Annotated in this window: 17 protein-coding genes; 2 read left to right on the plus strand and 15 right to left on the minus strand. The window is 34.9% G+C overall.

All coding sequences use genetic code 11. From position 1 onward, the window contains the following. Positions 1 to 26: 26 nt before the first annotated feature. The 3 genes from lysA to gltB form a co-directional block, all read right to left on the minus strand. A complete protein-coding gene (gene lysA, locus B0A65_RS19365; protein ID WP_074656351.1) occupies positions 27 to 1,250 on the minus strand; it encodes a diaminopimelate decarboxylase in 1,224 nt (407 codons plus the stop codon). A 724-nt stretch (positions 1,251 to 1,974) separates the two neighbouring features. Continuing rightward, positions 1,975 to 3,429 carry a glutamate synthase subunit beta gene (locus B0A65_RS19370; protein WP_074656353.1) on the minus strand — a complete coding sequence of 485 codons (1,455 nt, stop codon included), beginning with the start codon at positions 3,427 to 3,429 and terminating at the stop codon, positions 1,975 to 1,977. A 114-nt stretch (positions 3,430 to 3,543) separates the two neighbouring features. Beyond that, positions 3,544 to 8,061, minus strand: a complete 4,518-nt coding sequence (gene gltB / locus B0A65_RS19375; RefSeq protein WP_074656356.1) for a glutamate synthase large subunit — start codon at positions 8,059 to 8,061, stop codon at positions 3,544 to 3,546. Between the two features lie 415 nt (positions 8,062 to 8,476). Between gltB and sucC the strand changes: the two genes are divergently transcribed. Beyond that, positions 8,477 to 9,670 (plus strand): ADP-forming succinate--CoA ligase subunit beta, encoded by a 1,194-nt coding sequence (gene sucC, locus B0A65_RS19380; RefSeq protein ID WP_074656359.1) that lies wholly within the window; start codon positions 8,477 to 8,479, stop codon positions 9,668 to 9,670. Between the two features lie 207 nt (positions 9,671 to 9,877). On the opposite strand, the gene B0A65_RS19385 is transcribed toward sucC, so the two are convergent. From B0A65_RS19385 to B0A65_RS19400, 4 genes are all read right to left on the minus strand, one after another. Beyond that, complete coding sequence (locus tag B0A65_RS19385) at positions 9,878 to 10,336, minus strand: DUF1456 family protein (RefSeq protein WP_074656361.1); 459 nt, start codon at positions 10,334 to 10,336, stop codon at positions 9,878 to 9,880. A 155-nt stretch (positions 10,337 to 10,491) separates the two neighbouring features. After that, the gene (locus B0A65_RS19390; RefSeq protein ID WP_074658251.1) at positions 10,492 to 11,517 is read right to left on the minus strand and encodes an aminotransferase class I/II-fold pyridoxal phosphate-dependent enzyme; all 1,026 of its coding nucleotides are present in this window, start codon (positions 11,515 to 11,517) and stop codon (positions 10,492 to 10,494) included. 4 nt (positions 11,518 to 11,521) lie between these two features. Then, on the minus strand, positions 11,522 to 12,532 hold the full coding sequence (locus B0A65_RS19395) for a dipeptide epimerase (RefSeq protein WP_074656363.1): 1,011 nt from the start codon (positions 12,530 to 12,532) through the stop codon (positions 11,522 to 11,524). Between the two features lie 27 nt (positions 12,533 to 12,559). Then, a complete protein-coding gene (locus B0A65_RS19400; RefSeq protein ID WP_207556462.1) occupies positions 12,560 to 13,327 on the minus strand; it encodes an alpha/beta hydrolase in 768 nt (255 codons plus the stop codon). Positions 13,328 to 13,419: 92 nt separating this feature from the next. Between B0A65_RS19400 and B0A65_RS19405 the strand changes: the two genes are divergently transcribed. After that, positions 13,420 to 13,821, plus strand: a complete 402-nt coding sequence (locus B0A65_RS19405) for an excinuclease ABC subunit B (RefSeq protein WP_074656368.1) — start codon at positions 13,420 to 13,422, stop codon at positions 13,819 to 13,821. Here the strand turns inward: B0A65_RS19405 and uvrB are convergent. From uvrB to B0A65_RS23345, 8 genes are all read right to left on the minus strand, one after another. Further along, a complete protein-coding gene (gene uvrB, locus B0A65_RS19410) occupies positions 13,818 to 15,809 on the minus strand; it encodes an excinuclease ABC subunit UvrB (protein WP_074656370.1) in 1,992 nt (663 codons plus the stop codon). The two genes, B0A65_RS19405 and uvrB, sit on opposite strands and share 4 nt — an antisense overlap. Before the next feature lie 86 nt (positions 15,810 to 15,895). Then, positions 15,896 to 16,840, minus strand: a complete 945-nt coding sequence (locus tag B0A65_RS19415) for an alpha/beta fold hydrolase (RefSeq protein WP_074656372.1) — start codon at positions 16,838 to 16,840, stop codon at positions 15,896 to 15,898. 76 nt (positions 16,841 to 16,916) lie between these two features. Next, complete coding sequence (locus B0A65_RS19420; protein WP_074656374.1) at positions 16,917 to 17,156, minus strand: uroporphyrinogen decarboxylase; 240 nt, start codon at positions 17,154 to 17,156, stop codon at positions 16,917 to 16,919. Positions 17,157 to 17,216: 60 nt separating this feature from the next. Further along, positions 17,217 to 18,188 (minus strand): 23S rRNA (adenine(1618)-N(6))-methyltransferase RlmF, encoded by a 972-nt coding sequence (gene rlmF / locus B0A65_RS19425; RefSeq protein ID WP_074656376.1) that lies wholly within the window; start codon positions 18,186 to 18,188, stop codon positions 17,217 to 17,219. A gap of 118 nt (positions 18,189 to 18,306) precedes the next feature. Continuing rightward, a complete protein-coding gene (locus B0A65_RS19430) occupies positions 18,307 to 18,870 on the minus strand; it encodes a hypothetical protein (RefSeq protein WP_083370350.1) in 564 nt (187 codons plus the stop codon). Between the two features lie 395 nt (positions 18,871 to 19,265). Further along, a complete protein-coding gene (locus B0A65_RS19435) occupies positions 19,266 to 20,165 on the minus strand; it encodes an alpha/beta hydrolase family protein (RefSeq protein ID WP_074656379.1) in 900 nt (299 codons plus the stop codon). Between the two features lie 187 nt (positions 20,166 to 20,352). Further along, positions 20,353 to 20,751 carry a hypothetical protein gene (locus B0A65_RS23340; RefSeq protein ID WP_207556463.1) on the minus strand — a complete coding sequence of 133 codons (399 nt, stop codon included), beginning with the start codon at positions 20,749 to 20,751 and terminating at the stop codon, positions 20,353 to 20,355. Between the two features lie 133 nt (positions 20,752 to 20,884). Further along, on the minus strand, positions 20,885 to 21,076 hold a 192-nt coding region (locus B0A65_RS23345), incomplete at its 5' end, for a hypothetical protein (protein WP_207556464.1).

The following is a 21,076-nucleotide window of genomic DNA, read 5'->3' on the forward strand; positions in this document are numbered from 1 at the left end:
ATAATTGATATTCTCTTTTTTTTATTTTAAACTGTTGCAGCAATTTCTTGTGGCAACGGAATTTGATTTTTAAGCAAATCTTCAAAAGTTTCGTGTTGACGAATTAAAATTCCTTTTCCGTCTTTCCATAAAACTTCTGCTGGTTTGTATCTTGAATTGTAGTTCGAAGCCATTGAGAAACAGTATGCTCCGGCATTTCTGAAAGCTAAAATATCACCTTCTGTAATTTCTGAAATTTTACGGTTGTTGGCAAACGTATCGGTTTCGCAAATGTATCCTACAACAGAGTAAAAACGCTCTTTTCCTTTAGGGTTAGAGATGTTTTCAATATAATGTTGTGAACCGTAAAACATCGGACGGATTAAGTGGTTGAAACCACTGTCAACTCCCGCGAAAACTGTTGAAGTTGTTTGTTTTACAACATTTACTTTGGCTAAGAAGAAACCTGCTTCACTCACTAAAAATTTTCCTGGTTCAAAAATCAATGTTAAATCTCTGCCGTATTCTGCACAGAAAGCATTGAATCTTTTTGATAATTTTTTACCTAATTCTTCGATGTCTGTTTCGATATCGTCTTTTTTGTAAGGTACTTTGAACCCACTTCCGAAATCTAAAAATTCAAGATCTTTGAAGTGTTTTGCCGTATCAAACAAGATTTCAGCAGCATACAAGAATACTTCGATATCTAAAATATCAGATCCTGTGTGCATGTGAATTCCAACAATACTCATTTTTGTATTCTCAACAATTCGCAAAATGTGCGGTATTTGATGTACCGAAATTCCGAATTTACTATCGATATGTCCCACAGAAATATTAGCATTTCCACCCGCCATTACGTGCGGATTGATACGGATGCATACCGGAATTTGAGGATATTTTGTCCCGAATTGCTCCAGGATAGATAAATTATCAATATTGATCTGAACACCCATTGCGGCAACTTCTTCAATTTCTTCCAAAGAAACTCCGTTTGGCGTAAAAAAGATTTTTTCAGGTTCATAGCCAGCATGAAGTCCTAACAAAACTTCTTGAATTGATACAGTATCTAACCCAGACCCCATGTTCTTTAATAACTGAAGAATCGCAACGTTAGACAATGCCTTCATGGCATAATTAACTCTCAAGTTTTCTACCTTAGAGAAAGCTTTAGTTAACCTGTTGTACTGTGATTGGATTTTTTCGGCATCATAAACATATAATGGACTTCCAAATTGGTCTGCTAACTGCAGTAAATCTTTTGCTTGCATTTTTATAAACTATTTTGGGCAAAGTTATTACACTTTTGAGTAACGGCAAATTTTTTGTAGAAAAATAACAAATTGTAACAAATTGTTTGTTTTTGAACAAAAAGTAGCTTATTTCGAATTTTTATAAAATTCTTTTTAGGTTCTGAGAAGCTAAGATTCTAAGGTACTAAGTTTTTGCCACAGATTAAAGGATTAGCGCAGATTTTTTATTTTTTCTGCCGCTAATTTGCTCGCCTGTCGCTATCGCTCAAGTCACGAATTTTCGCAAAATGCATAAAACATAGCCCGTGGTTTCAACCACGGGAAACGTTGCAGATTTAACGTAATTGGATATTGTGTCCTCGCGGTTGACACCGCTCGCTATGCCTGAAGATTAGATTTTTTAATTTTGGATTTTTCGCAAAAGGCTCAAAACATAGCCCGGTGATTTCAATCACGGCAAACGTTGGGAATTGGACGTAATCATTTATTGTATCCTTTGGTTGAAACCACGGGCTATGTTTAATTTTAGAAGCGAGCAAAAAAGAAATTTGTGGAAATTAGTGTAATTTGTGGCAAACAAAAAATCAATTTAATCCATATAATTTGTGGCAAAAAAACAAAACCCCTGAATATAAATTCAAGGGTTTGTTAGTAGTATGTTGTTTATCGGAATAAAGATTAAATAAAATGCAAGGAAAAAACCTTAGTCCCTCAGTATCTTAGCAACTCAGAACCTTCAAAACTATAAACTCGGTAAATCTCCGTTTCCTTTGGTTGGCAAGTTAGTAGAGCCCATTAAGAACAAATCTACCTCTCTTGCTGCTTCGCGACCTTCTGAAATAGCCCATACAATTAACGATTGTCCTCTTCTCATATCACCGGCGGTGAAAATGTGGGGAACATTCGTTTGATAATTTTTTGCTTTATAGTTGCTTCTCATATCTACTTCAAGACCTAATTGCTCGCTTAAAGTTTTCTCAGGACCTGTAAATCCTAAAGCTAATAAAGCTAAATCGCAAGGCCAGATTTTTTCTGAACCTTCTTTTTCGATTAATTCAGGACGCTGACCCGGAGTCATTTTCCACTGCACTTCAACCGTTTTTAATCCCACTAATTCTCCTTTATCATTAGATAAGAATTCTTTAGTATTGATTAACCAGTTTCTGTCGCAACCTTCTTCGTGAGAAGATGACGTTTTCAACTGTAACGGCCAGAAAGGCCAAGGCGTTGATTCGCTTCTTCCAACTGGAGGTTTTGGTAAAATCTCAAAGTTAGTTACTGATTTTGCACCGTGACGGTTTGATGTTCCAACGCAGTCAGAACCTGTATCTCCACCACCAATTACGATTACATCTTTTCCAGTCGCTTTTACCTGATCCGGAACTGATTCTCCGTATAAAACTTTAGTTTGCTGCGTTAAGAAATCCATTGCCTGAACAACGCCTTTGCTTTCAATTCCTTTAGTTGGTAAACTTCTTCTTTCCGTTGCTCCACCGCATAATACGATAGAATCGAAAGCGTTTAATTCTGCTACACTAAAGTTTACACCAACATTTACGTCGGTCTTGAAAGTGATTCCTTCCGCTTCAAGGATCGCTACACGTCTGTCGATAATTCCTTTTTCTAATTTGAAATTCGGAATTCCGTAACGCAATAAACCTCCAATAGCATTGTCTCTTTCAAAAACAGTTACCGTGTGACCGGCTCTGTTTAATTGTTGAGCTGCTGCTAAACCTGCAGGGCCTGAACCAATAACAGCAACCGTTTTTCCGGTTCTCTTTTTTGGTGGTTGCGGTTTGATCCAGCCTTCAGCAAAACCAATTTCAACAATGTTTTTCTCGATGTTTTCGATAGAAACAGGATCTTTTATAATTCCTAATACACATGCTTTTTCGCATGGAGCAGGGCATAAGCGACCTGTAAATTCCGGAAAGTTATTAGTAGATTGTAAAATCTCCAATGCACTTTGCCATTCTTCCTGATGCACCATGTCGTTGAAGTCCGGAATTAAATTTCCTAACGGACAACCACTGTGGCAAAAAGGAATACCACAATCCATACATCTTGAACCTTGTTCTTTTACTTTATCTTTTGCTAACGGAATAGTAAATTCGTTGTAGTTCGAAACACGTTCTGCTACTGCTAAATTACTCTCGTCGGCTCTGTTATATTCTTTAAATCCGCCTATTTTACCCATGACATTTTAATTAGATTTAGTTGTGAGATGTGAGAGGTGAAATATAAGATTTGAGTTGAAAAATCAAATCTTAAAACCTCTGAACCTTTGTACCTAAGTACCTCAGAACCTTTTTTAATCAGCTATTAATTCTTCTATTTTTTTCTCTTCTGCAATTCGTTGTAATGCTTTTTTGTAATCAGTTGGCATTACTTTTACGAAATGTTTCTGTTCATTTTCCCAGTCTGCTAAAATTCTTTTTGCTAATGGACTGTTGGTGTACAATGAATGGTTTTTGATCAATCGTCTTAGTTTGGTAACGTCTTCTTCTTCCATCGGATCAAATGCAACCATTTCCATGTTGCATAGTGTAGAATCGAATTTTTTACCTGGATCATAAACATAAGCCACACCACCGCTCATACCAGCTGCGAAGTTTCTTCCTGTTTTTCCTAAAACAACTACTGTACCACCGGTCATGTACTCGCATCCGTGATCTCCAATTCCTTCAACAACAGCAGTTGCTCCAGAATTTCTCACACAAAAACGCTCTCCGGCCATTCCATTAATATAAGCCTCTCCGGTAATAGCTCCGTAAAGGGCAACGTTACCAATGATGATGTTTTCTTCAGGTTTGAAGGTTGCAGTAGGAGGTACTTTGATAATCAATTTTCCTCCTGAAAGTCCTTTTCCTAAATAGTCATTACAGTTTCCGTGAATTTTAAACGACAATCCGTTTGTTGCAAAAGCACCAAAACTTTGTCCGGCAGAACCTTCAAAATCAACTAAAATAGTGTCTTCAGGTAAACCTTGTGCGCCATATATTTTTGAGATTTCATTACTCAAAATAGCACCTACAGAACGGTCTGTATTTTTAATTTTAAATGTAACTCTTGTTTTTTCTTTTCTATAAATAGACGGAATCGCTTCTTTAATGATATCAAAATCCAAAACATTTTCAAGTTGGTGATCTTGTTCTGTGGTATTGTGAATCGGTTGTGTTTTAGCTTTTTCCGGTTTGTATAGAATAGATGATAAATCCAAACCATTGGCTTTATAATGTTTGATCGCTTTGTTCACATTTAATTTTTGTGATTGACCCACCATTTCTTTTAAGGTTCTGAAACCTAATTGCGCCATGATTTCTCTTAATTCTTCAGCAATAAAATACATGAAGTTGATTACGTGCTCCGGAGTTCCTTTGAAATTTTTTCTCAATTCAGGATCCTGAGTTGCAATACCAACCGGACAAGTATTTAAGTGACAAGCTCTCATCATAATACAACCAGAAGCAACAAGCGGAGCAGTGGCAAAACCAAATTCTTCAGCTCCTAACAATGCAGCAATTGCTACGTCACGACCTGTTTTTAATTGTCCGTCACACTCTAAAACTACACGGCTTCTTAAATCATTTAAGATCAAAGTTTGTTGTGCTTCTGCTAAACCAAGTTCCCACGGAATTCCAGTGTGTTGTAATGAAGTTAATGGTGCAGCACCAGTTCCTCCGTCATAACCAGAAATAAGGATAACGTCTGCTTTTGCTTTGGCAACACCCGCAGCAATTGTTCCAACACCCACTTCAGAAACTAATTTTACGTTTACACGTGCTTCACGATTTGCATTTTTCAAATCATAAATCAATTGAGATAAATCCTCAATAGAGTAAATGTCGTGGTGAGGCGGAGGTGAAATCAAACCTACATAAGGCGTAGAGTTTCTGGTTTCAGCAATCCATGGCACCACTTTTTCTCCAGGAAGCTGACCACCTTCACCAGGTTTTGCCCCTTGAGCCATTTTAATCTGAATTTCTTTAGCGTTTGTCAAATAGTTGATTGAGACACCAAAACGTCCCGACGCCACTTGTTTGATCGCACTGTTTCTTGAATCTCCGTTGATTTCTTTCTGGAAACGTTTTGGATCTTCTCCACCTTCTCCTGAATTACTTTTTCCGCCAATTCTGTTCATTGCAATCGCTAAATTCTCGTGCGCTTCTCTACTGATAGATCCGTAAGACATCGCACCTGTTTTGAATTTCTTAACAATTTCTGTCCAAGGCTCTACTTCATCAATAGAAATTGGATCTAAATTGTTAAATTCAAACATTCCTCTAATAGTCATTAGGTTTGAGCTTTGCTCGTTAACCATAGTAGAGTATTCTTTATAACTTTCAGGACTGTTTAAACGAACCGCCTGTTGTAATTTAGCAATAGTGGTTGGGTTGAACATGTGTTTTTCTCCACCACGTCTCCATCTGTAGATACCTCCAATTTCTAAAGAAAGTAAGTTGGCTACTTTTGAATTTGGGAATGCTTTTTGGAAACGTTTTTTTACTTCTTTTTCTACTTCCATCAACCCAATTCCTTCGATTCTTGAAGGTGTGTAAGGGAAATATTTAGAAGTAAAGGTTTTGTTTAAACCTAAAATCTCGAAAATTTGAGCAGCTCTGTACGAATGTAAAGTAGAGATACCAATTTTGTTCATGATTTTAACGATTCCTTTTGCAATCGCTTTATTATAGTTTACAATTGCATAATCGGCTTTTACACCTTTAATGAATCCCTGATTAACCTGATCGTGAATGATCTCGTTTACCATATATGGATTGATCGCACTTGCACCGTATCCGAATAATAAAGCAAAATGATGTGGTTCACGAGGTTCTGCCGATTCGATTATGATTCCGAATTTAGAACGAACCTGTAAAATGTTCAAAGAGTGATGAATGTAAGAACAAGCCAATAACATAGGAATTGGGGCAAATTCTTCGCTTACACCTCTGTCTGATAAGATGATAATGTTACATCCTTCAGAAACAGCTTTGTACGTTGCCTGAACACATTTTTCAAGAGCACGTTCTAAACCGTTTACTCCTTTTTCTATTTTATATAAAGTAGAAATGGTAGCCGATTTGAAATCTGCGTGATCAATGTTTCTGATTTTATCTAAATCCTCGTTTGAGATAACCGGATTTTGGATTTTTAATTTTTTACATTGCTTAGATTCAATTTCAAAAATATTGAAATCGCCACCAACTGCTAAACTGATATCAGTAATGATTTCTTCACGAATACCATCCAAAGGTGGGTTGGTAACCTGAGCAAATAATTGTTTGAAATAGTTATACAACAATTGAGGCTGGTCTGATAATACGGCCAAAGGCGTATCATTACCCATAGAACTGATAGCTTCAGCTCCTTGACCTCCCATTGGGTTGATGATTGTTTTTAAATCTTCAATAGTGTAGCCAAATAAACGTTGTCTCGTTTGAAAATCTAATTTCTCAACCGGAGTAGGGTTATTTGTGTACGGAACTTTAGCTAATGGCAATAAGTTTGAATCTAACCATTCCTGGTAAGGACGTTTTGTAACTATCGCTTTTTTAACTTCTTCGTCTTCGATAATACGACCTTCGTTCATGTCAACCAGGAACATTTTCCCTGGCTCCAAACGACCGTGCTGAATTACATCTTCCGGATCGATATCCAATACACCAATTTCTGATGACATGATTACGAAACCACTTTTTGTTAAAGTGTAACGAGAAGGACGCAATCCGTTTCTGTCTAATAACGCACCAATTACGTTACCATCTGTAAACGGAATAGAAGCAGGACCATCCCAAGGCTCCATGATACAAGCGTTAAACTCGTAAAACGCTCTTTTTTCAGGAGACATTGTCTGGTGTTTTTCCCAAGCTTCAGGAACTACCATCATCATAGCTTCAGGCAATGAACGACCTGTCATTAATAAAAGTTCAACCACCATATCCATAGAAGCAGAATCTGATTTTCCTTCTAAGATAATTGGAAATAATTTTTTGATATCATCGCCAAAAACTTTGCTTTGCATAAGCTCTTCACGAGCACGCATACGGCTTACGTTTCCACGAAGTGTGTTGATCTCACCATTATGACACATGTATCTAAATGGCTGTGCTAATTCCCATGAAGGGAAAGTATTGGTAGAGAAACGTTGGTGAACTAACGCCAAACGAGTCACTAAATCCGGATCTTTTAAGTCAACATAATAACGGCTGATGTCTTCCGGCATCAATAGACCTTTATATATTATGGTAGTTGTCGATAAACTAGAGAAATAGAACATATGACTTTCAGAGGTTTTAGAGCCTCTAATAGCGTGTTCAGCAATTTTTCTAGCTGCAAAAAGTTTTGCATTAAATTCATTTTCAGTTAAATCCTGACCGTTTTTGCTAACAAAAACCTGTTTAACTGTTGGTTCTTTTTCTGCGGCAATCTGCCCTAAATTTTCAACTTCAACAGGTACATCTCTCCAACCTAAGATCTTTAAGTTCTGATCTTTAATAGTTGCTTCAAAAGTGTTGATACAAAAAGAAACCTGGTTTTTGCTTTTTGGTAAAAAAACCATTCCTACTGCATACTCACGTGTTTCAGGGATTTCAAAGTCACATACCTTTTTGAAAAAGTTATGTGGGATGTCGAATAAAATTCCAGCTCCGTCTCCAGTTCTTCCATCAGAACTAACTGCACCACGATGTTCCAATTTTATTAAGATGTCCAATGCTTTGTGAATAATATCGTTAGATTTAATACCATTCAAATTACAAATAAATCCTGCACCACAATTGTCGTGTTCAAATTCAGGCAAATAAAGCCCTTGTTCTTTAACTTTCATTCTTGATATTTTTTCTACAAAAATAAAGATTTCGTTAAACATAATGTAGTGAAATTGTAATATGGCTTACATTTTTGTTGTAATATTAGAAAAACGATTCTTAAATGATAATAATTTTATTTAAACCATTGTGAAATGATAAAATGATAATCTCGATTGGAATATATTAAGAAAAATCATCCTAAGGCTAATAAATACGGTGATATTTTTGTTAAATATCAAACGTTTTAGTGGTTTTGAGTTAATATTTACAAATTGTTTCGTTAACTATTTCTTTGCATTGAAAAAGAATAAACGTTTAATACCTATAAGTGTCATTTTTTAATTGAAAAAGATTTTACTATTAAGTTGAATTTTGCTACTTTTGTCGCACTTTTATTCTGAAATAAATTCAGAACCAGACAAATTCTATATTATGAACATACACGAATATCAAGGAAAAGAAATTTTAGCTAGTTACGGAGTACGCATTCAACGCGGAATCGTGGCTAATAATGCGGTTGAAGCTGTGGCTGCTGCAAAACAATTAACTGCCGAAACTGGTACAGGATGGCACGTGATAAAAGCACAAATTCACGCAGGTGGACGTGGAAAAGGTGGTGGAGTTAAGTTGGCTAAAAATCTTCAACAAGTTGAAGAAATTGCTGAACAAATCATCGGAATGCAATTGATTACGCCTCAAACTTCTGCTGAAGGTAAAAAAGTAAACAAAATTTTAGTTGCTGAAGATGTATACTATCCTGGTGAAAGTGAAACTTCTGAGTTTTATGTTTCTGTTTTATTGAATAGAGGTACAGGACGTAACATGATCATGTATTCTACTGAAGGTGGAATGGATATCGAAGAAGTTGCTGAGCACACACCACACTTAATCTTTACTGAAGAAGTTGATCCTACTGTTGGATTACAAGGTTTTCAGGCTAGAAGAATTGCTTTTAATTTAGGTCTTTCTGGAAATGCTTTCAAAGAAATGGTTAAATTCATCGATTCATTATACAATGCTTACATTGGTTCTGATGCTTCTATGTTTGAAATCAACCCGGTTTTGAAAACATCTGACAACAAAATTATGGCTGTTGATGCTAAAGTAAATATCGATGATAATGCTTTATACAGACAACCAAAATATGCTGAAATGAGAGATATCCGTGAGGAGAATCCAATCGAAGTTGAAGCTAAAGAAGTAGGTTTGAACTATGTAGATCTTGACGGTACTGTAGGATGTATGGTAAACGGAGCAGGTCTTGCAATGGCAACTATGGATTTAATTAAATATGCTGGTTTTGAGCCTGCTAACTTCCTTGACGTTGGTGGAACTGCTGATGCAAAACGTGTTGAAACTGCTTTCCGTATCATCTTAAAAGATCCAAATGTAAAAGCAATTTTGATCAATATTTTTGGTGGAATCGTTCGTTGTGACCGTGTGGCACAAGGAGTTGTTGACGCTTACAAAAATATGGGTGATGCTATCAATGTGCCAATTATCGTTCGTTTGCAAGGAACAAATGCTGAAATTGCAAAAGAATTAATTGACAACTCTGGTATGCCAATTTTATCAGCTACTCAATTTCAGGAAGCTGCTGACCAAGTTAAAGCTGCACTTTCTTAATTAAATAAGAAATCAATTTATATAAAAAATCCCTCCAAGAAATTGGAGGGATTTTTTTTGCTGGCTATTTAACCACAAAGCGCGCACAGATTTTAATTTATCAGGTTCAATATAAACGCAAAAGTTCGCAAAGCTTTATCAATATAGCCTTGCGAACTTTGCGTAAATCCTTGCGCCCTTTGCGGTTAAACTAAGTAACGTAATTAATTATTTTTTATTCTTTCCGTTTTTGTAAACCACTTTTTCTACAACCTGAATTTTAGGTGTAGCAGGTTTCTTTTTGAAAGGTTTTTTAGCTGCCGGACCCGTTTTAGAAGGTGCTTTATCGCCTCTTCCTTTTTCAGCATCTTTAGCACTTGCTTTAAATTCTGGTCTTTCCTTAGTGCTGTCTTTTTTCGGAATTTCAGCTTTATGTTTGGCTAAAACATCATTTGGATTTTTAGGATTTTCTTTTGTTCCTCTTAAATGAATTACTAATCCATTCAAAAAGTTACGCAAAACCTGATCACCGCATTCCATATAATTTTCATGATCTTCGGCTCTGAAAAAAGCTCCTAATTCTGATTTTGTAATTCTAAAATCTACTAATTCTAAAATTTCAACTATTTGATCATCACGGAGCATCAAAGCCACGCGCAGTTTTTTTAGGATATCGTTGTTCGTCATCGTTTAATTTTTTACAAAGGTACGTTTTAAAAGCAATTAGAGTATGGAATTGCTACAAAGTTTTTAGCCACGAATTTCACAAATTTCCACCAATTACGTTGTGAATAAAGTTGAATCTAATTTGTGAAAATTTGTGAAATTTGTGGTGAACCTTTTTATCTATTTTGGTTTAAAATGTTGATCAATTTATCTAAATCTTCTTGGATATGATTGGCTGTGACGACAATTCTATTTAAATTATCTGCATTTTGTTTGTATTTAAAACTCGCAATAATGATTTTATTTTCTTTTAATATTTCAATGACATTTTTGTCTTTCAGATAAATTAAAGGATAGCTTTTATCAAATTTAATAGAATCATCTTTAATCAGTTTTTGGTCGATATAATTTAGATTCTCAACTAATTTTTGATGTTGATTTGGATATAATTCAGCAGCATCTGCCAAAGTTTGTGCGAAAGCGGGATTCATTCCGGCAGCAGAACCAAAGATTTCAGATTTTTTTATTTCTTCAATAAAAGAAGCATCACTTGCAATTACACCGCCCGTTAAACCTAAAGCTTTTCCCAGTGAAGAAACCATAATTTTTCTCTTTATCGGAAGATTGATGTCAGCATAAATTCCGCAGCCATTTTTACCTAAAATTCCAAGAGAATGTGATTCATCAATTAACAATGTAATTTCTTTGTTCTTTGAAATTCCTCTCAAGACTTTTAAATCAATAGGATTGGTTTCGAAAGAAGGAACTCCATCGGTTAGAATCGTAATTTTTTCTTCTTTCTCATCCAATAATCTGGAGTTTAATTTACCAGCTATAATAACGGGTAAGCTGTTAGTTGTTTGGATTGCCGTATGAACATCATCAAAATGAAAGAAAGTATCAGTTTGTTTTTTCAATTCATTAATGACAAGTTTCCCAGCCAGCATTCCGGAAGAAACAGTAACAACCGCTTCTGCTTTAATGTAATTGGCTAAAAAAGTTTCGCCGTTTTCATAAGCTGTTACTTTTACATTGGCGTTGCGGGAACTTCCATAAGTGGTACCCCATATCAGAATGTTTTTTACTACCAATTCCTGAAAAACTTTATTTGTTGATAAACCCAAATAGGCCGTTCCGCCAAAATACAAATACTTTTCTTGGTCGATTTCGATAATTCGATCTGGAAATTGATTGACATTCATTTTATTAAAGTAAAGTAACACCGGTTCCATTAAGTTCAGAATAGGAGACAACACCATTTTTTATGGTTACTCCGGTTGCGATATCTTCGGCTAAAAGCAAGGCACCATCCATATCAACATAATCTAATTGTGGTAATAAATGCGCAATTGCTGAAATTCCCACCGTCGATTCGGTCATACAGCCCACCATTGTTTTTAAGCCTAGTTTTTTAGCTTCTTCGATCATTCGCTTTCCGGGTGTTAAACCACCGCATTTTACTAATTTCACGTTCACACCATGAAAATGATTATGACATATTGAAACGTCCTCTTCGACAATACAGCTTTCATCAGCGATTATCGGCAAAACAGAATGTTTAAAAACTTCTTTGTGTGCTTCCCAATTGTCTGCTTTCATAGGTTGCTCCAGAAATTCAACACCTAATTTTTTTAATTCAACAGCATTATTAATTGTTTCTTCAACACCCCAGCCACAATTGGCATCAATTCTAAAAATAGCATCAGTATGTTTGCGAAGTTCTTTTACGATCGCGATGTCTTCTTTGGTTCCTAATTTAATTTTATAAATAGGCCACGGTAATTCCTGCATTTTGGATACCATTTTTTCTATAGAAGCAATCCCGATAGTGTAATCCGTCATAGGATTTCTTTCGGTTGTATAATTCCATAACTCGTATAATTTTTTGCCTTTTTTGCGTGCATACAAGTCGTTATAAGCCAAATCCAGAGCGCACAAAGCAAACATATCATGCCTTAAAAGTGGGTAAATTTTTGCCCAAAAAACTTCAGGAGTTTCATTTTGAGAAGCTTCAATACTACTTCTGAATCTTTCTAAATCCTTTATCATCATTGGAACAGTTGTTCTGTAATACGGATTTGAAGTCGCTTCACCAAAACCTGAGAATCCGTCGCTTTGCAATTCGACAATAAGTGAAGGCTGAAAATCGATTGATTCTCTTGATATGGTAAAAGTATGTTTAAGTTTTAAATTGTATTCTCTTAAAATTAGTTTCATGATTGAATGATGTTTTTTAATTTTATCTTAGTAACCCAGCCAAAGAATGGCACCTACAAAGCCATCCCGCCAAAGTTTTTCATTATGTTCGCCACCTTTTACAATTTTCTCTTTTGTAAGATGAAGACAGTAACAGCGATTTCGGTCTAAAAGTGTTTCCATCTTTTTCATTTCTTTTACCATGTCATCACTTTCTTTGTCGCCGCACAAAAAGTAAATTTTAGTCTTATTTTTTGGAGCTTGCTCCGTTAAGGTGTAGATATCGTTTGAAAACCAAAAGGATGGAGAGAAAACACCTGCTTTTCCAAAAACTTCCGGATATTTAAGAATCGCGTAATACGAAACTAAACCCCCCAAAGAACTTCCCATTATGGTAGTGTTTTTTGCTTTTGTTGTGGTCTTGTAATTTTTGTCGATATAGGGTTTTAATGTTTTTACAATAAAATCCAGGTAATTGTCTGCATTTCCGCCGCCGTATTTTTCATTTTTAAAGGGTGTCAATTCATCAATACGTTTGTCATTTCCGTGCTCAATTCCAACGACAATTACAGGTGCTTTTAGACTATCCAGTTTTTCATCGACACTCCATTCGCCAACATAAGAGGTTTTGGTATCAAACAAATTTTGGGCGTCATGCATGTAAATAACACTGTATTTTTTATCGGTTGAAGCGGAATAACCTTCAGGTAGATAAATCCAGATTTTTTTTGTAGTCTTGAGTTGAGGAGCTTCAATAGTAAAAGTGGATACGTTTATTGAAGCCGTACTTTGCTGCGCATTTCCAATAGTGATCATCCACAGAGAAATAAAAAAGAAAAATCCTCGAATCATCAGTTATGTTGCGTGTTAGGTTTAAATATAATAATTTAGCTAAAAATAATAAATTGATGAATACCGAAGTCGAAAAGAGAAGTTTACTTTTAGAAATGATTGCTTTTTCTACTGTTGACGGGCAATTGCATAAAAGAGAATATGATTTTTTGTGGCTTGTAGCCCAGGAATTAAATATTGATTTTGATGTTTTTAAGGATTTATTTCATCAGGAAACTACAAAAAAAATTATAAAATCGGAATTTCAGCGTATTCAGCAATTTTACAGATTGGCCCTGATAATGCATTGCGACGGAATTTTGCATGAAAAAGAAGCAATTGCCATACAGCAAATTGCGATCGAAATGGGTTTAAATCCCGGCGCGGTAAAACGTGTTTTAGATTTGATGAAAAAAGCACCAAATGCAATGATTGATCCGAAACTTTTATTGAGGGTTTTTCAGGAACAACATAATTAAGATAATTGTTCCTGTAGTTTTTTAATATCGTCACGTAATTTTGCTGCCTGTAAAAAGTCCAGTTCTTTAGCTGCTTTTTCCATTGATTTACGTTTCTCACGAATCATTTTTTCCAATTCCGCTTTCGATAAGTAAGCTGTTTCAGGCTCGGCGGCTGCAGTTAAAGTGTGTCCTAATTCATATTCTACCAATGGATTTTTAGTAAAGGCACTGTCTATCTTTTTATTTAATGCCTGGGGCGTAATATTATTTTCGGCGTTAAAATTAATTTGCTTGGTTCTGCGATATTCTGTTTCGTCGATAGTTTTTTGCATACTTCCCGTAATTTTATCTGCATACAAAATTGCTTTACCATTTAGATTTCTCGCCGCACGTCCAATAGTTTGGGTCAATGATTTGTGGTTACGTAAAAAACCTTCTTTATCAGCATCTAATATAGCCACAAGTGAAACTTCGGGTAAATCTAAACCTTCACGAAGCAAGTTCACACCAATTAAAACATCAAAAATTCCTTTACGTAAATCCTGCATAATTTCGATACGCTCTAAAGTATCAACCTCAGAGTGAATGTAACGACATCGAATATTAACTTTTGTTAAATATTTGGCTAATTCTTCGGCCATTCTTTTGGTTAAAGTCGTCACTAAAACTCTTTCGTCTAACTCACAGCGAACCTGAATTTCTTCGATCAGATCATCAATCTGATTTAAGCTTGGTCGTACTTCTATAACGGGGTCTAGTAAACCTGTCGGGCGAATAATTTGTTCCACATAGATACCATCTGATTTTTGCAATTCATAATCGGCAGGAGTTGCAGAAACATAAATAACCTGATTTTGCAAAGCTTCAAATTCTTCAAATTTCAAAGGACGATTGTCCATTGCGGCCGGTAAACGGAAACCATACTCAACCAAATTTTCTTTACGGCTGCGATCGCCTCCGTACATAGCATGAACCTGCGAAACGGTTACGTGACTTTCGTCTACAACCATCAAAAAATCACTCGGAAAATAATCCAATAAACAGAAAGGTCTTGTGCCGGCTTGTCGTCCGTCAAGATAACGGGAATAATTTTCAATTCCGGAGCAGTAACCCAATTCGCGAATCATTTCTAAATCAAAATTGGTACGCTCTTCCAAACGTTTTGCTTCCAGATGTTTTCCTATTTCTTTAAAGTAATCAACTTGTTTAACTAAATCTTGTTGAATTTCCCAAATAGCACCTTGTAATACTTCAGGAGAAGTTACAAACATATTAGCAGGATAAATGGTCAGTCTCTTGAATTTTTCAATAACATGTGAAGTCTTGGCATCAAAAGATTCTATTTCTTCGATTTCATCTCCAAAGAAGTGAATTCTAAAAGCATCATCGGCATAACTGGGGTAAACTTCTACTGTATCTCCTTTAATTCGGAAGGTTCCGGGATTAAAATCGGCTTCCGTTCTGGCGTACAAACTTTGTACGAGGCTGTGTAATAACTTAGTTCTGGAGATGACCTGATCTCTAAATATTTCAATTACGTTTTTCTTAAACTCAACTGGATTTCCGATACCGTACAAACATGAAACCGAAGCAACAACCAAGATATCTCGTCGACCTGAAAGCAGGGAAGAGGTAGTGCTCAAACGCATTTTTTCAAGCTCTTCATTGATAGATAAATCTTTTTCGATGAAAACACCTGTGACCGGCATAAAAGCTTCTGGCTGATAGTAGTCATAGTACGAAACAAAATATTCAACCGCATTATTCGGAAAAAACTGTTTGAATTCAGAATACAATTGTGCGGCCAAAGTTTTATTATGGGCTAAGACTAAAGTCGGTCTTTGAACTTCTTCAATAACATTAGCAACCGTAAAGGTTTTTCCAGAACCGGTAACTCCTAATAGGGTTTGGTATTTTTCGCCATCCCGAACACCTTGTGCTAGTTTTTCAATCGCTTGTGGCTGATCGCCTTTTGGACTATATTCTGAGGATACCTGGAAATTCATTTTTGACTGATGAAAAGTTTAGTTTTGTAAAGATACAAAGTTTGATTTCTATAAAAAAGATAAAAAAAGCATCCAATTTATTTAAGTTATTTTAAAAAATCGGTCATCAAATCGTTTACGATTTTAGATTGATCAATGCTTAAAAAATGGCCCGCATCGGTTATTTTTTGAGTTTTACTTTTGACTAAATATTTCTGTGCCCTTTCTAAACTTTCATCAGAATTGATCACATCGTGATCGCCAATTAAAACTAAAACCGGGTTTGTAATTGATTTTAACTCATCATCTGAAAATGGCGTCATTTTCAGCATGCTTGAATTTGATTTAGCGTATTTGTTGGCCAAGTAAAATTGTCTTTTATAAATAGGGCTAATTTTTTCCGGATGCGTTGAAAAAGTACTAAGCGTTTTTCCAAATTTCTTTTCACTTGGAAAAAGCTTTAGCATCAAAGCGGTTGTTGTTTTTCCAACCTTATCAATAAATTTGAAAGTTTGTGCCGGACTCAGTAAAACTATTTTATCAATGTTGTTTTCTTTTTGAACGGCTAATAGAGTTGCGATCCAACCGCCTCGCGATGCACCTACAATATCAAATTTCTTTAGCTTATAATGTTGGAAGATTTCATTGTACCAAATCACCATTTCCTCCGAAGAAAGTGGATTTGAAGTTAAAGTTGATTTGTTGGGTTCCATTAGGAAATCTATGGCGTAAATGCGATGATTTTTAGCAAGCGCTTTAATGTTTGGATACCACATTGTGGAGCTCGCGTCCATTCCGTGAAGGAGCACTAAAGCTTTTTCATTTTTTGGACCCGCTATAACGACGTGAGCAGTCCCTAAGCTGGTCTTTATATTTTCTTCTGTATAAGGAATGTCCCAAAGTTTTAGGGCTTTATCGTAGGATGCTATATAAGCTTGCTTTTCTGTTTTAGTCTCAAAAACGTAATCTTCAAATTTTGTTTTTTTAGAAGAAGCACAACTTGCAAGAAGCACGAATAATACTATTCTGAAGAATATTTTAGGTGTAGTCATAAAAATTCAATTTACTTTAAAGGTACGATAATCGCTTGTACAAAAAGTATTAGAATTTTGATTTAAAGTATCAGAATTATAATTTTTTAGGGTCCCTAACTGTCAAATGATAAAGCTGCACAAAAGCCAAAATAGCATTCGGAATAATAATCGGTAAAAGCCATTGACTGAAATCTTTGTAATTTATTAAGAAGATACCATAAATTACAAAACAAATACATCCAAATAAATTAATCAATCTGATTTTTCTGAGGTCTTTCAATAAAAAACCTCCCACTATAAAAACGGACGCAAGGTAACCAATATAATCTGCCATGTTTTTGATATTAAATGATTTACAATCAAATCTACCAAAAGCAAATAATAATATCAAGTTTTATTGCTGAAAATCAACGTTTTGAATTTTCCACGATTTTTGCTGTGCTTCGCTTAAAAAAGTCCACGCTACAATTCGGCTGGTTTTTTGGCCTTGAGCCATATCAATTGTTTTTATAGAAGCGGCATTTACTTTGTTCAGCGTTTTATAAATGCTTGAAAGATTTTCTCTTTTAGAAACCAAAGTTGTAAACCATTGACATTGCATAGCATACTTGGCACTTTCATAAATCATTTGAGTAACAAAGCCAATTTCACCACCGTTGCACCATAATTCGTCGTTTTGTCCTCCAAAATTTAAAACAGGATTATTGTTTTTCTTTTCCTTTGGATTTAAATTAGAGACTTTTCTTGATGTACTTTTATTCGCTTCTTCAGCTGATGCATGAAAAGGTGGATTGCACATTGTGAAAGTAAAACGATCTTCGGGTGTAATTATGTTTTTGAAAATAAAACGGGATTCTATTTGTAATTGTAAACTTATTGCATCGATTAGTTTTGGATTTCTTTCAATAATCTTACTGCAGTTTTCAATAGCTTTCTTATCAATATCAGTAGCAACAAAACTCCAGTCGTAAATTGCATTTCCTAAAATTGGATAAATACAGTTGGAACCTGTTCCTACATCTAAACCCAAAACATCTGAACCCAGAGGAATTATTCCGTTATTGGTTTCCGCTAATAAGTCAGCTAAATAGTGTATGTAGTCTGCTCTTCCGGGAATTGGAGGGCAAAGGTAATTCCTTGGAATATCCCAATTTTGAATGTCATAATACGTTTGCAATAAAGCCTTATTAAGAACTTTTACCGAAACAGGATTACTGAAATCAACAGTTTCAATTCCATGTAGATTAATGGCAACATGCGATTTTAATTCAGGACAATTTGAAATAAGAAGTTTGAAATCGTAACGGGAACGATGAAGATTTCGAGGATGTAAATTGGTTTTTTCCGAATTGTCTGTTGCTTTCATTTTGTAAATTTGGTGCAAAGATAGTCATTCCTTTTTTAGAAAAGATTTTGTCAAACTTTCTATTAGATCAAGTGGTCAAATACGGGGTTGTTGGCCAATCGGTTTTTCTTATTTATTGCTACCAATCAGGTTTCCAATTTTCTAAATATGCTATAGGAATATTACGTTTTACATAAATTGTTCCCGAATGTCCCGATTGAAGCGTTGTTATGGAGTCTTTATTTATAGTTGCCTTTTCTCTTAATATTTGGTGACTACATTGAAAAACTATTGAAAATTTTATTTTCATTTTGTTTCCCTCTATAAAATAATAACCCATTGTAGCTTTGCTTGGGTTAAAATGCGCTCTGGTTAATTTCAAAGTGTCAGATTTATGAATTGAGAATATTCCAACTTTATTATTAGAATAAAATTTTAAGTAGCTTACGAACGGATAACTATTTTCATCATTTTTTTCAAAGAAAACATATTCTTTGCTAATATTATTTATAGCAAAGTTTATTTTTTCTTTATAGACGGCCAAAGTGTCGATGTTATCTATTTTTGCATTTTTATGTTTGTAATCATTTATTTTTCTTCTGGAAGAACCATTTTTTGAATATAATCCATTATAGCAACAACTTATTACTAAGAAAGATAAACTAGATAGTAAGAAAATGTTTTTATATAGTTTGTACTTCATTTGTTAATATTTATAAGTTCAATATTTTTGCAAACTGTCGCCCAATTTTCTTCGGGCTTACTAAATCATTTCCAAGCCAAAATCAACTTTCAATTAAACAGTTGCTCAAATCCGTTGTTGTAGCTGTTATTAGTTCGGTTTTATTTTTTCTCAAGATTTTTATTTAGTCTTCGCAATTCTATTAAAATTGAATCATTTTTATCCAACTTGCACAACCGCAACTAAAAACGGCATAATCTAATTCTAATGTTTGAATTTTAGATTTTAAAATGTTGTTCGGATTAGCCATTTCTTCACCTCTTTTAAATTCAACTTTCCTTTTAGTTTTTACAGGTAATAAGTTTATAGGCAATTTATCATCTTCATGTTTGCAATAATTACATAAAGTGAGAGCTTTATTTTGATGCCTTAGACTGCTTAATGTTCAAAGCTTTCTGTTTTATCCATTGAAGTGAAATAGCGAAAGGTTCTGTAATATTGTCAGAAGAAGTATTGTGTCCTAAGGTTGAAAACAAGGTATATTCGAAAGGTTTGCCTTGTGCTTTCAATGTATTTAATTGCTCTATACACAACTTTACCGGAATCTGTATATCTTTTTCTCCAAAAAGCCAGATACCAGGAATTGAAAGAGTATTCAACGGAATTTTTGGGTCAGTAGCTGTAAATTGATACTTGTCAGGATCATTTTTAATATGTTCCCGAGCATCTGATTCTGTATGATTTTCCCAAAAATTATTGTTTCCATTAGTATAAAACTGAAATCGAAGCTGTTCTAGCGTTGTAATTGTTGGGCAACTAAATAAAACCATAAATTCTATTTTTGGATTTTTACTTGCTGCAATTGGGATGATCCATCCTGCCTGACTGAAGCCAACTAATCCAATAGGTGTTTTTTTATCTTTCAAATAATTTCGAAATGTAATTACTGCTGCACTTGCATCGTCAGCTAATAAATTAAGATTAGTAGTGTCAATATTATTCGTACCAACAGTTGGTCCTACATATACACCGCCGGACTCTCCAACTCCACGTTTATCATATGTCAATACAGCAATACCTTCCTTTGCAAGACGTTTAGCGAACTCCATTTCTCTTTTTACAGGATCAGACCCATGAACAATTACGACTGCTGCAAATATTTTTTTGGGCATTAAAATGGAGCCTGCGAGGGTAATGCCCTGACTTTCAAATTTTACATCCTGAATGGTAAAGTCGGTCGATTGTGAAAAGACCATTTCTGGTAAGGTTATTAATAAGAACCAAAGAAGTGCTTTAGAAAAAAAGTTGTTATTCATAATAGTTTAATATGAAAAAATGTATTGAATGTATATCGTTAGCAATTGCCTGCAATGTTCTCGCGCTATACACAGGCTGGGATTAAGAAAGCTTAAACTTTTGGTTAAAAACTATTTTTTCAAACACAAAACCATCTTCAAATTAAGCCAAATCCCCAGCTTGCTTGTAGCGTGTGTTAGCTGCAGCTTATGTCAGATTAAAAATATTTACCAATTCTTTATTAATGGATATTTCAGGGTTATTAGTTTCTACTTGAATTATGAAAAAACCTCTGGCACTTTTATAAAGAACCAGTAAAGTTTGCATCCTGCCATCAGGATATCGAAAGTATATATAGTCTTCAAACTTGCTATTCGTAAAACTCATTCCGTCAATAGTACCCAAGAAGCCCTTGTATGAAGAACTTTGAAATGTGTCTTGGATGGTTGAGTTCTTAGATAAATTAACATTTATTATATTGTCAAAATTTCTTCCAAAACACACAGCAGTCTGGGGACTACTCTTAGAGTTGAGAACTTCTCCTTTTCCATACATGATATCTATGTCTTGAGTTGATTTGTCATAATTGATAACTGCATCGGTCAATTTAATTTTGTCAAGATCGTCAAAGTGCCAAATTGAAACTAGAAAATGTTCCTTGTAAATAAAATGGCAGAGAATATCATTGTCCTTAACCCAACTTCCTTGAAAATGTGGGTCAATATCTTTAATAGCGGAGTCAGTAAACAGCCATAAATATTCCTTCTGGTTGTCCCAACTCGAATGGTGTGTGTTCGTTCGGATATAAATAATAAAGTAAAAGACTATACTTAGCGGTATTGCTATAAGTAAGTATGTTTTCAATCTTTTTCTGTGTTTCATTCGGGTGTGATGTCAAATAAGTTGCCGCTAACGTCAGTCTGTGAAAAAA

The sequence above is a fragment of the Flavobacterium frigidimaris genome (assembly GCF_002217275.1).
GTDB lineage: Bacteria > Bacteroidota > Bacteroidia > Flavobacteriales > Flavobacteriaceae > Flavobacterium > Flavobacterium aquidurense.

Excerpts from the sequence above, each read along its gene's own strand:
- lysA (WP_074656351.1), bottom strand. The coding sequence starts at position 1,250 with ATGCAAGCAAAAGATTTACTGCAGTTAGCAGACCAATTTGGAAGTCCA.
- B0A65_RS19370 (WP_074656353.1), bottom strand. The coding sequence starts at position 3,429 with ATGGGTAAAATAGGCGGATTTAAAGAATATAACAGAGCCGACGAGAGT.
- gltB (WP_074656356.1), bottom strand. The coding sequence starts at position 8,061 with ATGAAAGTTAAAGAACAAGGGCTTTATTTGCCTGAATTTGAACACGAC.
- sucC (WP_074656359.1), top strand. The coding sequence starts at position 8,477 with ATGAACATACACGAATATCAAGGAAAAGAAATTTTAGCTAGTTACGGA.
- B0A65_RS19385 (WP_074656361.1), bottom strand. The coding sequence starts at position 10,336 with ATGACGAACAACGATATCCTAAAAAAACTGCGCGTGGCTTTGATGCTC.
- B0A65_RS19390 (WP_074658251.1), bottom strand. The coding sequence starts at position 11,517 with ATGAATGTCAATCAATTTCCAGATCGAATTATCGAAATCGACCAAGAA.
- B0A65_RS19395 (WP_074656363.1), bottom strand. The coding sequence starts at position 12,532 with ATGAAACTAATTTTAAGAGAATACAATTTAAAACTTAAACATACTTTT.
- B0A65_RS19400 (WP_207556462.1), bottom strand. The coding sequence starts at position 13,327 with ATGATCACTATTGGAAATGCGCAGCAAAGTACGGCTTCAATAAACGTA.
- B0A65_RS19405 (WP_074656368.1), top strand. The coding sequence starts at position 13,420 with ATGAATACCGAAGTCGAAAAGAGAAGTTTACTTTTAGAAATGATTGCT.
- uvrB (WP_074656370.1), bottom strand. The coding sequence starts at position 15,809 with ATGAATTTCCAGGTATCCTCAGAATATAGTCCAAAAGGCGATCAGCCA.
- B0A65_RS19415 (WP_074656372.1), bottom strand. The coding sequence starts at position 16,840 with ATGACTACACCTAAAATATTCTTCAGAATAGTATTATTCGTGCTTCTT.
- B0A65_RS19420 (WP_074656374.1), bottom strand. The coding sequence starts at position 17,156 with ATGGCAGATTATATTGGTTACCTTGCGTCCGTTTTTATAGTGGGAGGT.
- rlmF (WP_074656376.1), bottom strand. The coding sequence starts at position 18,188 with ATGAAAGCAACAGACAATTCGGAAAAAACCAATTTACATCCTCGAAAT.
- B0A65_RS19430 (WP_083370350.1), bottom strand. The coding sequence starts at position 18,870 with ATGAAGTACAAACTATATAAAAACATTTTCTTACTATCTAGTTTATCT.
- B0A65_RS19435 (WP_074656379.1), bottom strand. The coding sequence starts at position 20,165 with ATGAATAACAACTTTTTTTCTAAAGCACTTCTTTGGTTCTTATTAATA.